The sequence below is a fragment of the Pseudomonas sp. JR33AA genome (assembly GCF_021378985.1).
GTDB classification, from domain to species: Bacteria; Pseudomonadota; Gammaproteobacteria; order Pseudomonadales; family Pseudomonadaceae; genus Aquipseudomonas; species Aquipseudomonas alloputida.
This window is the reverse complement of record NZ_JAJSAW010000004.1, coordinates 1-14,718: the sequence shown is the minus strand read 5'-3', so window position 1 is coordinate 14,718 and position 14,718 is coordinate 1. Positions and strand designations below refer to the sequence as shown.

General features: G+C 60.5%; 12 protein-coding genes. 9 read left to right on the top strand and 3 right to left on the bottom strand.

What is annotated here, in order from left to right; genetic code table 11:
- Positions 1 to 42 precede the first annotated feature (42 nt).
- The 3 genes from tssM to vasI are packed head-to-tail and all read right to left on the bottom strand — an operon-like array spanning position 43 to position 5,761.
- Entirely contained in the window at positions 43 to 3,663 is a 3,621-nt protein-coding gene (gene tssM, locus LVS58_RS08180) for a type VI secretion system membrane subunit TssM (protein ID WP_233690631.1), read from the bottom strand.
- The gene (gene tssA, locus LVS58_RS08175; RefSeq protein WP_233690630.1) at positions 3,660 to 5,123 is read right to left on the bottom strand and encodes a type VI secretion system protein TssA; all 1,464 of its coding nucleotides are present in this window, start codon (positions 5,121 to 5,123) and stop codon (positions 3,660 to 3,662) included. Before tssA ends, tssM begins: the two co-directional genes overlap by 4 nt.
- Positions 5,111 to 5,761: a type VI secretion system-associated protein VasI gene (vasI, locus tag LVS58_RS08170; RefSeq protein WP_267954349.1), complete on the bottom strand. Its 651-nt coding sequence runs from the start codon at positions 5,759 to 5,761 to the stop codon at positions 5,111 to 5,113. The genes tssA and vasI overlap by 13 nt, the downstream gene beginning before the upstream one ends.
- Positions 5,762 to 6,087: 326 nt before the next feature.
- On the opposite strand from vasI, the gene tssB reads away from it, so the two are divergent.
- From tssB to icmH, 9 genes are all read left to right on the top strand, one after another.
- Positions 6,088 to 6,591, top strand: a complete 504-nt coding sequence (tssB, locus tag LVS58_RS08165; RefSeq protein ID WP_233690628.1) for a type VI secretion system contractile sheath small subunit — start codon at positions 6,088 to 6,090, stop codon at positions 6,589 to 6,591.
- Positions 6,592 to 6,608: 17 nt separating this feature from the next.
- Entirely contained in the window at positions 6,609 to 8,099 is a 1,491-nt protein-coding gene (gene tssC, locus LVS58_RS08160; RefSeq protein WP_233690627.1) for a type VI secretion system contractile sheath large subunit, read from the top strand.
- Positions 8,096 to 8,506: a type VI secretion system baseplate subunit TssE gene (gene tssE / locus LVS58_RS08155; protein ID WP_233690626.1), complete on the top strand. Its 411-nt coding sequence runs from the start codon at positions 8,096 to 8,098 to the stop codon at positions 8,504 to 8,506. The genes tssC and tssE overlap by 4 nt, the downstream gene beginning before the upstream one ends.
- Before the next feature lie 3 nt (positions 8,507 to 8,509).
- Complete coding sequence (gene tssF, locus LVS58_RS08150; protein ID WP_233690625.1) at positions 8,510 to 10,276, top strand: type VI secretion system baseplate subunit TssF; 1,767 nt, start codon at positions 8,510 to 8,512, stop codon at positions 10,274 to 10,276.
- Complete coding sequence (gene tssG, locus LVS58_RS08145; RefSeq protein WP_233690624.1) at positions 10,240 to 11,256, top strand: type VI secretion system baseplate subunit TssG; 1,017 nt, start codon at positions 10,240 to 10,242, stop codon at positions 11,254 to 11,256. Before tssF ends, tssG begins: the two co-directional genes overlap by 37 nt.
- Complete coding sequence (locus LVS58_RS08140) at positions 11,253 to 11,822, top strand: FHA domain-containing protein (RefSeq protein WP_233690623.1); 570 nt, start codon at positions 11,253 to 11,255, stop codon at positions 11,820 to 11,822. The genes tssG and LVS58_RS08140 overlap by 4 nt, the downstream gene beginning before the upstream one ends.
- A complete protein-coding gene (gene tssJ / locus LVS58_RS08135; RefSeq protein ID WP_233690622.1) occupies positions 11,819 to 12,616 on the top strand; it encodes a type VI secretion system lipoprotein TssJ in 798 nt (265 codons plus the stop codon). The genes LVS58_RS08140 and tssJ overlap by 4 nt, the downstream gene beginning before the upstream one ends.
- Positions 12,617 to 12,671: 55 nt before the next feature.
- Positions 12,672 to 14,009, top strand: a complete 1,338-nt coding sequence (gene tssK / locus LVS58_RS08130; RefSeq protein ID WP_233690621.1) for a type VI secretion system baseplate subunit TssK — start codon at positions 12,672 to 12,674, stop codon at positions 14,007 to 14,009.
- 1 nt (position 14,010) lies between these two features.
- On the top strand, positions 14,011 to 14,718 hold a 708-nt coding region (icmH, locus tag LVS58_RS08125), incomplete at its 3' end, for a type IVB secretion system protein IcmH/DotU (protein ID WP_233690620.1).

Below are 14,718 nucleotides of genomic sequence, written 5' to 3'. Positions count from 1 at the left end.
CTTCGAAAGCCTGTGCAGTCAATCAACTGCCCCTGACGATGTTCAAGGTCGCGGCTCATCCCATAGCGCCGCCTGCACCACACTGGCTGGCTGTTGCAATAAGCCTCGGGGCAAGCGGAAGCCTTTGAAAGGTTGCTGGGTAATGGGATTGAAGGCTTTTTCAGCGTTAAGCCGATAGCGCATCACGCCGTCTCCGGTCCGGAAGCTCAGGTCCACGCTGGTCGCCGTCCGGCCATTGAGCGCGCCGCGGCTGAGCAAGCGGAACATAGACCACGGGCCACGGTACTCCAGGCTACTGCTGTTGCCATTTTGCCTTAGCAAGGTGAGGCTGCTACGGACCTGCTGCCCCAGGGTATTGGGCCAGACAATACCTGTGATATGGCTTGGCCCATGCGTGTAGGCAATCAACTGGCCATCCAGGTCCAGCAGGCTGGTACGCTGATTCGCACTGAGCCCCAAGGGCTCGATGCTGAACTGCACACTTAGCTTGCCACGCTGATCGAAGAATGTTTCGCGGATGCGGTCCGCCAGCTCGAGCTGCTCGATCACATCGGTCCGAATCAGGGATTGCCCGCGCTGAGTGGACTGCAAGGCCTCAAGGTTGTCCTTCAGGAACACCTTGAGGTACCGATCATTAAACTGCTGCAGGCGCCCTTTCGGCCCGAAGAACGCCTCGAAGTCATCCAGTGAAGCATCGGGTGCCTTCACCACAAAGGGGTAGCGGCCCGCCAGACGTTGCTGGAAGAAACTGTACACATCAGCATCCCAACGTCGCTCCAGTTCGCGCAGTGCTTCAACGTTCAGCACCTGGGCAGTCTGGTCGGCGAGCGTTCTGATCTGATGGCTGATAGGCTCCGGTAAACCTGTGGCAACACGTTGCAGGGTGCCGATCGGGTCTTGCCCTGTCATCGCTAAGCGCTGGTGCACGGCTTGCAACGCGGCCTTGCCGCGGTCCGGGCTGTCCTGTACGGCCTTGGCGTAGTCCAGCACGGCCGCAACAGCGCCAAGGGTTTCATCGTAGTAGCTCGGCTTTTCTCCTGTCGCCTGCAGCATGGCGCCCAGGCCTGCAAACGCCCGCTGGATAGCCAACGCTTGCTGTTGCTCGGGTTTTCCGGTTGCTGACCGCAGCGTACCCAGCTCACCCGGGGATTCTGCAGCTGCTGGAGACGCAAGCGAGGTATTATCCCTGACCGTGTCCAGAAGCCGCTGTAAAGGTGCTGCAGGGCCGGTCAACTGCTCCAGGATCGCGACACCATGGTCCAGGTCACGGAAGTCAGCCACCGTAAACGCGTTCAGGGCGCGCCGCCAGCTGTCAATGTAGTCGGCGCTGTAGAGGTTATACAGCCGCTCGGTCAGCGCATCGCGGTCGGCGTCCGAATAGTCGAGTTGACTGCGCTCCCCCAAGGCCCATTGATCAACCATCGCCATTTCAGCGAACCGCTGGCTGTGCGGCTCGAAGTATTCCCTGAAGCCTTTGGCAGTGAGCATGGCGGCCAACCTTACATCCTCCTCGCCTTGCCTGGACCCGGAAGTCGGCTGGTAGACCACATCGAACGCAGGCCCTACCTGGTGGCGCAGGTCGAGCCCGGGGTGCAACTGCTCGTACGATTGTTGTTTCAGCCCTGCATAGACCCGCTGTGGCAATGGCAATGTGCGCAACGCCTGCTGCACTTCGCTGACCCGCTGGCGGTACTGCGGCAAATCGGTATCGGCATAGGCCAAGGCGTATTTCAGGTGCTGCATGAGATCACGCTGCAACTGCCCCTGGCCCGGAAATGCCCGTTGCCATTGACGGGCCATCCAGTCCTCGACCCATGCTGGTCGACGGCTGTCGCGGTCCTCGATCATCCGGTAAACCCTGAGCGCGGCCATTTGTTGCTCGCTGCCAGCTGGTGCTGCGTTCATGGCATCGATCACCCCACTGGCCAAGGCCGGCAAGAAACGTTTCGACAACAAGCTGAGGTACGCCTCATCAACCAAGGGACCAATGTTGCGCCCTTGATACAAGCCAAAATCGGCAAGCACCGGCCAGGCCGCACGATAGTCGCCAAACACCGCCACTGCATCGCGAATCTGGTCCAGTGGTTCCAGCAGGTTGCGCCCGGTCGGATCAAGACGCATATCGACTTCATGACCGCTGTACTCCTGGCTCTTGGCGAGCACACTGGCAGCCTTGGCGCCATTGATATCGAAGTAACGCTGCCAGCTGGCAATGCCGATACTGAACGCCAGGATCCCTACAGCAGAGCCCACCCACAGCAAATGGCGCTTGCTGCGCGCTACCCGAACATTGTCGCCCGCCAGCCCGGCTTCCTGGTAGATAACCCGCCTGAATGCTTGCTGGATGAAATAGACCAACGCCTTCCCCTGTGCTTGACCTTCACGCACGGGGAGCTTGGTCTTGTAGGGCTGTGCCGCTTCACGGACAAAGGCATTGCGCATGTCGCCTTGCTGTACCACTGACGACCAGTACACACCACGTACCAAGGGTGGCGTGGTGAACCGGTCACTCGCCAAGGTTTCGCGCAGGAATGCCTGCAGTATGGGGCGCAACCCGATCAACTGTGCATGCAGTGAGAACAGGCGCCCGCACGGCGCTGTCTTGCCCAGTGCATCCAGCCGATCGATGACCTGCTCATGCAATTGGATGAGAAGCCGCCCGTAGTGCTCGTCATACTCATCCAGCCAGGCGTCGAACGCGTCAACCGCATCCAGCTTGAAGGTGAACCCCAACAGGCTTTCACGCTTGGCGGGCGGAAGCTTGCTGTAGAACTGGTCGAAGCCGTCCAGCAGATCGAATTTGGTCAGTACCACGTACAGCGGCAGGCGCGCGCCCAACTGGCTGCTCACTTCGTACAGGCGTGTGCGCAACCCATGGGCCAGCGCGATGCGCTGTTCGGGCGTGCCATGCAGCAGTGCCGGCAGGTCGACCACCAGCAACACACCATTAAGCGCCCGCCGGCTTCTGTTACGCTGCAGCCAGCCCAACAGGTGCTCCCACAACCGGGTCTGGATGCCGGGCGGCGCGGAGGCTTCGGAGGGATCGTTGGCCGCCGGGCCCGCCGGTGGTTTTTGACTGATGAAAACACCGGGCGGGTCGATGATCACAGCATCGTCACTGACCCACCAGCCAACCGGATAGGCCAGTGCTTCAGCCTGTTGGCCTCGTGCCTGGGCCTGGTCGATACGCGTCAGGGTAAAGCGCTGATCGGTGCGGTCGATGAAGCTGCTTTTACCGGACTGTTCATCGCCCAACACCAGGTACCAAGGCATCCGGTACAACGCGCGTCGCCCACCGGCATTGTCGAGGTACCGCTCAAGCCCCTGGCTCAAGGCCCTTTCTTGCGCCTGCACCAACGGTAGTGCGACATCCTGTTCGGCGGCCAATGCCTGCCGGCGCTCTGCCTGCAGGCGGCGAAAGCGCGTGCGCAGCACCCACAGCCAGCAAAGAAGCGGCACCAGCACGAGTACCAGGCTTGCCACGCTGCGATGAGCCACACTTGCCAACGGCTGCTGCTCATGCCACGTCCAGTGTGGGCCAAGCCACCAGATAGCAACCAGCATCAGCAAGGCGCCAAGCCCGAGCAGCAGCGGCAGCGCCTGGCCAATGCGCGTTACCCACGGCCAGCCCCAGCGTTTGAGTTGCGTCCATATTTGCTTCATCGAGGCTCCTGATCCTTGTCTTGAACTGCCAGCACTGGGGATGCCGCGTACTGCTGAAGCCGCTGAAATACCTCGGGCTCCCACGCACTGGCGGTGGTTTGCTGCATGGTTCGGGCAACGCTGGCGCACAGGTCCTGGGCCAGCCAGGACACACCCCGCGCGGCCAGCAGATCGGCTGCAATAACGGTGGTGTGGCAGCGCTCACGGGGAGCACCAAAGCCCGCTTGCAGCCCTTGCAGCCGAAGGAGCAGCGGCTCTACGCCAGCGGTTTCCAGCTGGCTGACCAGCTCTTCACGCAGGCCGCTGAACTCCTGGGGGGTTGCACCTTGGCCAGACGGCCCTTGGGTCCCCTTGAGCCAGGCCAGGCATTGGTCGTCGACAAATACCATGCCGTCGCTGAAGCACAGCTGCTGCAGCGCCGGCATGCGCTGTACAAACCGGGCGGTGGCACAACGGATGGCTTCGGCCACCTCGCACATCGCCAGCCGTGTGGCGACGGTCGCAGCCAGAAAGCTGCCACGAATCCAGTAGGGGCAAGCCGTCAGGCTCTTTTCAATACGCTGCAGCAAAACGGGGTCAACCGCCTTACTGGCAATGGCCTCTTCATAGACCCGCGTGATATCCAGCGGCACCGCCATCAATTCTGTACGGTTGCCCTGCCTGACTTGGGGGGCAACCTTAATGTGCGCCCACAAACCGAAACGCCTTAACTGGTACCCGGTAGCGTCGTAAGGGTCCTGCTGGTTGATGAGCTCGGCCATGGACAGCACGGCCCGCCGTGTCTCACGCTCATTGCCCATCGACATGCGTGACGCGGGTGTGGCGATGACATCGGCCAACGGTGCAGGCTTCTCGGTTGCAGCCGGCGCTTTGCGCACAGCAACCTCGCCGACACCGTTGGCAAGTTCCGAGTGCTTGCGTAGCAGCCGCTCAAGTTCGCCCAGTGCAGCCGTGTCCAACTGCACCGCTTCCTGTTGTTGCAGGCGTTTCAAGGCAGCCTGCGCTGCCGCTGCGTGGGTCGGGGTGTAGGTAAAACGATCAAGACGCGGTAGCGCCTCGGCCAAGCGATTGATCACCAGGGCAACCAGCTTGCGCTTGCCCAGGACGCCTTTCGGTCCGGGCTTGGGATGAGCGGCTTCCCAATAGCACTCGAGCATGCCGGCCAGCAATGCCAAGGTGCCCCCCCATTGCTCCCAGCAGCCGCTACGCAACCAGGCGGCACTCAGGTGCGCAACGATTCGCAAGTGCTTGCATTGCTGGCTCAGGTACTGACAGGACGCTTCTTCGATGAAGACCCAGTCGATCGAGGCGTCCTGCAGCCCACCCAGCTTGACCATCTCCTGGTCAATGGCCTGATAGGTTTCGTCCTCGACATCGAACAGGCCAGCCGGGACTGCCGGGTCAATCGGCGCGAGCAACCGAGTGACCTCTTCCCCGAATACCTGCGCTACCACCGACACGTGCTTCGCGCCCGGCTGATCAAGGGGTCCAGGCCCTGCGCATCGAAGGTCAGCCCGTTTACATCGCCGTGATCACTTACAACCTCGATACGCTGGGCACCGATCAGTTTCCTGATCTGCTCGATGGCGGGCAGGCCCCGCCCGGCATCAAGCACTTGGCCGTTTTCCATCACCTGCCAAGGCGTTTCACGGGTAGACCAGCCCTCCCCGGTCAGCCGTACCTTGACCCAGCTTGCTTCGATCGGGCGCCTGGCAATCAGCTGTAGCCGGGAGATGGCCTGGATGCAACTGATCGCCATGTAATCACGTTCATCCCCCGATGCGATGGCGGGCGCCGAAATCACAAGCGCGGGTGCGCCTGCTCCGTCCTGGGTCTGGCTCCCGATGCGAAACGTCAGGTCATCCAGTGCCCGTTCAGCCTCATTTGCCATCACACGCAACACGGTGGGGGCCTGCTGCTCCGGTGCAGACCACTGCCGTTTTGCCATGTACGCCGGGGTGCCGGCAGCCTGATCGAAACAGGCCAGTCGCTCGACGTTGGACACGATCCGGGGACAGTCCCGCGTGGAACCTGCCAGCACCGGCTGCAGGCAAAACAGCAACGAGAGACCGGCGCCATATGCACAGCGGTTAATCATCCTGAATTTACTCTCTGAATAGTACAAATAGCCTATATGGCACAAAGAACTTTCCTACAACTAAATGGCAATGTCTATGCACCCTCACGACCGATTTAAACAAATCCAGCAGAAGCCTATTACACAGAACCGAATGCACACAAACAAATATTTCCTTACACCTTTACGCTCGACCAAAGCGCAATCTTCCGTGCATGGTTTTTATAGAAAACGGGCAAATAGCCCAACCAATTAACTATATGTAGGAATCTTCCTACAAGATCGAGAGAACACTAAACACAATTTGCACCTAAACATCCTAAAACCCAACAGGGAGTTGCGTACCGATGTCTAAAAATACGGGATCCGTGGCGCCAAAAGAACGCGTCAATATCAAGTATGTGCCCGCGACCAGCGGTGAGCAGGCTGAGGTGGAGCTGCCGCACAAGATGCTGGTTCTGGGCGACTTCGGCCTGGACGACAGCCGTGCGCTTGAGGACCGCCAAGTCATGCGCATCGATAAACATACATTCAACAGCGTGTTGAACGACGCCAACGTGAGCCTGGACGTGACGGTACCGTCCAGGCTCAGCACCGCCCCGGATACCGAGCTGGCGGTCCACCTGCAGTTCAGGTCCATCAGCGATTTCGGGCCAGACCGGATAGCGCGCCAGGTGCCGGAGCTGAACAAGCTGCTGCAGCTGCGCGAAGCACTGGTCGCCCTGAAAGGCCCGCTGGGCAACGTCCCGGCCTTCCGTAAGCGATTGCAGCACCTGCTTAACAACGAGCAGGCGCGTAAACAGCTCGCCCAAGAACTGGACCTGGTGCTCGAGGCGCCAGCAAAAGATTGAGACAACGGAGCGTCCCCATGCCCAAGCCAAGCAGCACCGCCATTACCACAGACGCAACGGCCGACACGTTGAGCAATGCCACTTTGCTCGACCAAATCATGGCAGAAACCAAACTGGTACCTGCTCAGGAGGGTTACCAGGTGGCCAGGCAGGGCGTATCTGCCTTCATCGCCGAAATCCTCAAGAGCAATGACCCGGATCAAATGATAAACAAGCACCGGGCCGACCAGATGATTGCCGAAATCGACCGAGTGCTCGGCAAACAGATGGATGCCATTTTGCATCAGACCGAGTTCCAGCAGCTTGAATCATCATGGCGCAGCCTGAAACTTCTGGTCGACCGCACGGACTTCAGGGAAAACATCAAGCTCGAAATCCTGCATGTCACCAAAGAGGACCTGCTCGACGACTTCGAGAATGCTGCGGACATTACCTGCAGCGGCATCTACAAACATGTTTACACCGCAGGTTATGGCCAATTCGGGGGAGAGCCGGTTGCGGCCATGGTTGGCAACTACAATTTCGGCCCCTCTTCCCCGGACATCAAGCTGCTAAGTTACATGGCATCCGTGGGCGCCATGTCTCATGCCCCTTTTCTTGCCGCACCTGCCCCCGAATTCTTCAATTTGAACAGCTTCGAGGAACTGCCTAACCTCAAGGAAATAAAAGACCTCTTCGCCGGCCCTCGGCATGCCAAGTGGCGCGCTTTTCGTGAAAGCGAAGACGCCCGCCACGTCGCCCTGACCGGACCGCGCTTCATGCTTCGCTCCGCTTACCACCCGCAGGAACAACCGATCGAGAGCTTCAACTACAACGAAGACATCGCTGGGCAGCACGACAACTACCTGTGGGGCAATTCTGCGTTTCTGTTAGCCAGTTGCATCAACGACAGCTTCGCCCGCTACCGCTGGTGCCCGAACATCATCGGCCCGCAATCGGGCGGTGCCGTCGAAGACCTGCCGGTTCACCTGTACGAATCCCTGGGCCAAATGCAGGCCAAGATTCCTACCGAGGTGCTGATATCCGACCGCAAGGAATTCGAATTGGCCGAAGAGGGCTTTATCGCCCTGACCATGCGCAAGGACAGCGACAATGCCGCGTTCTTCTCGGCCAACTCGGTGCAAAAGCCCAAGCATTTCCCGAAAACCCCTGAGGGGCTACAGGCACAGACCAACTACAAGCTGGGTACCCAGTTGCCCTACCTGTTCATCGTCAACCGGCTGGCCCACTACATCAAGGTGCTACAGCGCGAGCAGATCGGCAGTTGGAAAGAGCGCCGTGACCTTGAGTCCGAGCTGAACAAATGGATCAAGCAGTACGTCGCCGACCAGGAGAACCCGTCTGCCGACGTTCGTAGCCGCCGGCCATTGCGTGCCGCCCGTATTGAGGTTTCGAATGTTGCGGGTGACCCGGGCTGGTACCAGGTATCGCTCGCCGTACGTCCGCACTTCAAGTACATGGGCGCGAACTTCGAGATCTCCCTGGTCGGGCGGCTCGATACGCAATGAGTGGTCTTTTTGATCGCCTGACGGTGGATCAGTGCATCAGCCGGGAGGCCTCCCGACGGGAGAGCGCCTCCCACAAGTTCGCCGCCATCAAGCGCCACCTCGAGACGCTGCTGAATGCCCGCCAGGGGTGCTCCCAGAGCAGCCCTGAGCTGGGCCTGCGCGACTTCAACAGGCATGACGTAAGCAACGGCGACTTGCTTGTGCAGGTGAGCGCCGATATCCGCCGTACCCTCCAGCGCTTCGAGCCACGCATACAGGTACGCACGCTCAACGCAGTGCCCGATACCCATGCCCCGCTGGAGCTGCATTTTAAGTTGGATTGCCTGGTACAGGTCAACAACCACGCAGAGCAGTTGCAACTCGAGCTGCTGGTCGATGGGCACAACCGCTACACGCAAGTGAGGTGACCGATGTCACTGAAGGACAGTTTCAGCGAAGAATTGCGGTACCTGCACGAACTGGGGAACGACTTTGCCAAGGACAACCCACAACTCGCGCGGTTGCTTGGCAACGGTGCCAGCGACCCCGATGTCGAACGCCTGATGGAAGCCTTTGCGTTCCTGACCGCCAAGCTACGGCTGAAGCTGGAAGACGACTTGCCAGAGCTGACCCACCCCATGTTGCAGTTGCTGTGGCCGAACTACCTGCGGCCGCTGCCCAGCGCGACGATCATCAAGTTCAGCCCGGTGAGGCAATCCCTCAGCCAGTCACAGCACATCCCAAAGGGGTCGAGGCTGTTCTCTAAACCGGTAGACGGCGTGGCCTGCGAGTTCTGCACCTGCACAGCGGTCAACATTCATCCGTTCGAGATCGACACGGTGGCCGCCACCCGGACATCCGACAGTTCGGTGGTCTGCATCGGCCTTCAAACCTTGGTCCAACGGCCATTGAACAGCCTGGGCTGTAACAGCCTCGATTTTTACCTCAGCGGCGACACCCGTACCGCCCGCACGCTTTACCTGTGGGTTTCTCAATACCTCAAGCATGTCAACGTGACCATCAATGACGAGGTTCGTCGGCTGCCGGCAAACAGCATCGCATTCCCGGGGTTCAGCCCCAATGACGCCTTGCTGCCTTACCCACAGAACGTCTTTGATGGCTACCGGATCCTGCAGGAATACTTCGCGTTCCCTCAACGTTTCCACTTTTTCAGCGTTACCGGGCTGGAAAAGATCTGGCCTGCTCATGACAGCCAGCAGGTAAACCTCGAATTTCACTTCACGCGCCAGCTACCCGACTCGCTGCGTGTCGACAAAGCCGATTTCAACCTGTTCTGCGCACCTGCGGTCAACCTGTTCCAGCACAGCGCCGAACCCATCGACCTGTCCGGCAAAAGCACCATGGTTCCACTGAAGCCCAAAGGCACCGAGCCGCACGGCTACGAAATCTTCAGTGTCGACCAGGTGATCAGCACCCGAACGACGGCTGACGGGCAAATCGGTGAGCACCTTCGAACCTTCCGTCCCTTCGAGTCGTTTGCCCATGAAATCGAGCACGTTCAGGGGCGCACCGCGCTCTACTACCGCTGCCAGCTGGAAGAGTCCCTGCGCGGCGATGGCGTGACCCACCGCATCGCCTTCGTCCGCGCCGACGCCAACAGCTACATAGGCGAGCTGGAAACCGCGTCCATAGACCTCACCTGCACCAATCGGGACCTACCGCTGGCGCTGGGCATCGATGACATCAACGTCCTGACCGAACTCACGCCGCCGCTGGCCACCTACACCAATCTCTGTACACCCACCCGCCCCTGTCGGCCGGTGCTGGACGGCCAGTTGCAGTGGGCATTGATCTCCAACATGTCGCTCAACTACCTGTCCATGCTCTCGGTAGAGCCGCTGAAGGCGGTGATCCGCGCCTACGACTTCATGGCCCTGCACGACATCCAGCAGGCTCGTACCACCCGTAAACGCCTGGAAGGTATGCGCGACATTCATACGCAGCCCATGGATTGGCTGATCAAGGGGCAACCCATTCGCGGCCTGCACACCCTGCTGAAACTGGACCAGACCGCCTTCCTCTGTGAAGGCGACTTGTACCTGTTCAGCTGCGTGCTCGCCCACTTCTTCGCCCTGTACGCCAGCATCAATTCCTTCCACCAGCTGGAAGTGATCAACACCACCAACAACGAGCACTACACATGGCCCATCCAGACCGGCAAGCAACCGCTGATCTAGCCGACAAGCTGCTCTGCGAAGCGCACCAGTACAATTTCTTCGAATTGCTGGAGCGGTTGCACGGGCTGCATGGCGACGACCTGGAACCCCGATGGCCGGACAAGGCCACCCGGCTGCGCGTGCGCCTGACCTGCGACCCACGGCTGACCTTCCCTGTTTCGGACGTGTACAAAGCCCAGCGGATGCCCGCTGAGGAAGCGCGCTACCACATCGTTGCCACGTTCCTGGGCTTGCACGGCACCGATTCGCCATTGCCCACCTATTACCTGGAACAGGTGGCGTATGAACATGCGCATGGCGTCGGCGTGCGGCCGGCCTTCTTCGACTTTTTCAACCACTACCTGCTAAGCCTGTTGCACCGTATCTGGCGCAAGTACCGCTATTACATCCGCTTCCGGCCAGGTGCCTGTGACGGGTTCTCGCAGTATATGTTTGCCCTGCTGGGGCTTAACGACAAACAGTTGCGAGGCGACACGGCACTGCCTTGGAGCCGCCTGCTCAGTTTTGCCGGCGTGATCGCCAGCCGCAGCCGTGCGCCGGGCACTGTGGCGGGCATCATTGCGCACTGCTTCGACCTCCAGCATGTGCACATCCGCGAGTTCGAGACGCGATCAGTCGCCACAACTTCCAGGCAGCTTGTACGGCTGGGGCAGACCAACGGCCAGCTGGGCAGCACGTTCATGATTGGCAGCCGCACGCGCACCCGCAGCAGCAAGTTCACGATTGTGATCAGCGAACTCGATAAGACGCAGCTGCGGGACTTGCTGCCCAGCGGCATCAACTTCGACCGTTTGCGTGCCCTGATCGACTTTCTACTGCGTGACGGGCTGGCCTATGACCTGGAGCTGCGCCTTGAGCAGCGTGCGTTGTCACCCTTCTGCTTGCACCGCAGCCAAGGCGCATACCTGGGCTGGACCAGCTTCGTCGACGACCGGCATGGCCAGATCAGGCCGGTTGTACGCTTCAGGGGGCGCTCATGAGCACAGTCACCTTGAGCATCACCAACCTCGACCAACTACAGCACGGCGTTACTGCTCGGCACCTGTTCGATTGCAAGGGCGGCACCATCGGCAGCGGGCGCGCAAACTGGCAGATCAATGACCGCGATCAGAGGGTTGCGCCCATCCACTGCGAAATCCGCTGGATCGAAGGCAGCTTCTGTGTGATCGACCACTGCCACCGCACCTACCTCAATGGCAGTGCCAACAGCCTGGGGCCACTTCCACCCAGGCGCCTGGTTGAGGGTGACCAGCTTCTCATTGGTGCCTATCGGCTACAGGTTCAGTACACCCAGGATCAGGCCTGCACGCGCTCGCTGGAGGACCTGTTCAACCCGGACCCGAGTGTGCTCGACCGCCTGATAGCCGAAGCGCCTGCACCCGCTTGGTCGGCAAAGCACTCTGCCCCTCACCCAGCCGTCGAGATCTGCTCGGTCTTCAAAGCAGGCATGGGGAAGGACCCTCTGGCAGCGCTGGACGCAGCAGCAGGTGAAGGGGCATTCCAAGAAAGCCCGCTGCAGCGCCTGATTGCAGGAGCATACCCATGAAGCCTCATCCACTTCTGCTCGCACCCCTGCTGCTTGCGCTGGTCGGGCCCGCTGGCTGCACCTCCTTGAGCAGAATGAGCCAGGTGGCGATGGACCACTCGTTGCCCATCGGGCCGCCCAAGGATCACCCGACCGAGGTCGCATTCAGCATCAATGCCAGCCCTACCCTCAATGGCAATCCGAACAGCCTTGACGTCGCAGGCGAACAGGATCGCGCCCTGGACCCCAGCCCCTACGCTGTGACCCTGAGTGCTGGCGACCCCTATGCGTTGACCGAAAAAATCGGGGTTCTGTTCGAATACCTGCAAGCGCAATTTCCTGCCATGTCTCCCGTCGAGCTGGACGAAGGAGACGCAAGCGACCCGGCGCGCTCGCCCCTGGAAGAAAGCAGCCCCGGCAGCTACGACGACCCTCAGGTGGCATTGACCTTGCCGCGCACCACAAGCATTGCCTCAGAGCTGGTCGCCACGCCCATTGCCATCACGATCCTGCAACTGCGCGACGATTCACTGCTGCGCAACACCGTGTACCAGCTACTGGAACAGGACCCGGCCAAGGCGCTGCGCAGTACCTACATCCGCAGTGACGACTACCTGCTGCGCCCTGGCCAGTTCAAGTACATCCCGTTCGAGCCCATCCACGCCGAAACCCGCTTCGTCGCGGTGATCGCCGATTACCGAGGGCATGAAAACGCCAGTTGGCGGCAAGTGCTGCGCATTCCGCCGCGTGGCCGCCAGATCATGCTCTCCGTGCTGGTCAACGACACGCACATCGTGCTCAAGGAAGAAGACTGATGGCGCCTCGACACCCTTTGCCCTTCCTGCTTACTCACGCTGACACGGAGCGCCCATGAGTTCACGCAATCCCGTTCTCTGGCCCGAAGGCCTGTTCGTCAAACCACAGCACTTCCAGCAGGCGACCAGGGCCAGCGAAGCAGCCCTGCACCAGCGCCTTGCCAGCCTCAATGCAGCCTTCTACGGCTTCAGCGAACTTCAGTTGAACGACGAGTACCTGAGCCTGGGCAAAGTCGCCATCACCAAAGCGCGAGGCATCATGCCGGACGGCACGGTGTTCGACATTCCCGCCGACCTGCCGCCACCGCCGCCGCTGGAAATCGGCGACGATGCTTGCAAAGACAGTGAAGTGTATCTGTGCCTGCCGCTGCGTACCGATGGCGGCCGCGAAGTGAGCTGGCCTGACGATGCAGCCAACTTCCGCTATACCGCCCAGGCGCAGGAAATCAAGGATACCCACAGCGCGGACGGTGACCTGGTACAGGTAGACCTGGCCGTGCCCAACCTGCAGCTCAAACGCAAGACCGAAGACAGCAGCGCCTACACCCGACTGGCCCTGGCCCGTATTCTGGAACGGCGCCCCGACGGCAGCCTGCAACTGGACGAGGCGTTCTACCCCACCAGCGTTTCGGTACGGGCGGTGCCAGCGCTGCAGCGGTTCCTTGACGAAATCACCAATACCTTGCGCGAGCGGGCGCGCGGCCTCGCCACGCGGATTGGTGGCTCGGGCCAGTCAGGGATCGCCGACATTCGCGACTTCAACCTGCTGCAGGCCATGAACCGCTGGTGGCCATGCTTCCAGCATCTGGCCAGGCAAACGCAAACGCACCCCGAGCAGCTGTATCTGTGCATGAGCCAGGCCTGCGGCGAATTCGTCACCTTCACTGACCAGAACAGGCTGCCGCAGGAGTACCCCGCCTATCACCACACCGCGCTGCGCACCTCGTTCAAACCGCTGGAAGACACCTTGCGTCGGTCTCTGAGCACTGTGTTGCGGCCGCGCGCTGTTTCACTGCCGCTGGAGACCCTGGACTTCGGCGTGATGACGACCACGCTGGAAGACCGCCGGCTGATCGACGAAGCCGACTTCATCCTCGCCGTGCGCGCCGACCTGCCACCCCAGGCGTTACGCCAGATGTTCATCCAGAAAGCCAAGATCACCTCGCTTGAGTCACTGGGTGACCTGGTGCCGCTGCAATTGCCCGGCATCCCTTTGTTGCCATTACCGGTAGCGCCCCGCGACCTGCCGTTCCATGCGGGCTTCAGCTACTTCGAGCTGGACCGACGCGACCCGGCATGGGCGTGCATGAGCAAGGCGAATGGCTTCGGCATCCACGTTGCGGGTGACTTCCCAGGGCTTGAACTGCAGTTCTGGGCGATCAGGGGTGAGTGACATGGGAAAGGACAACAAAACGCCCACCAATGAAGACAACGCTCCATGCAACGCGCTTGATTCAACCCTTGAAAAGCCAGTACCCACCCCGCGGGCTGCGGCAACCAATGGGCAAGCATCCACGGGCACGCCTAAGCCAGAGCCCGTTTCCGAAGGCTACCCCGCTGACCCGGAATTTCAGCTGCGGGGCGGCTTCGCCAACCTGATGCTGGATGCCGCATCACCGTTGTTCGGCTTGGTTATACGCCTGCGTACACTGGACGAGCTGCCAAACATCGACGATGTGCATCAGCAAGTACGCAACCAGATCGACAACATTCAGGAAGAAATGCGCCAGCACGGCTACGAGCCCGCTCAGTTGCTGGCGTATTCCTACGGGCTGTGCCTGTTCATAGACGAGGCCGTTATGGAGCGGCCCTGGGGCAAGAGCAGCTGCTGGAGCCAGGAGCCGCTGCTTAGCATCTTCCACGACGAGACCTGGGGTGGGGAAAAAATCTTCACGGTGATTACCCGCCTGATGCAGGAGCCCAAGCGTTACCAGGACGTCCTGGAGTTCATGTACTACGCCCTGTGCCTTGGGCTGAAGGGCAAGTACGCGCTCGCGCCGAAAGGCGAAGAAACACTCAACGCACTGATTCACCAGCTGCACGGGATCATCCGCGAACTGCGCGGCCCCACCCCCGAAGAAGTCTGCGACCCCTACACCAAC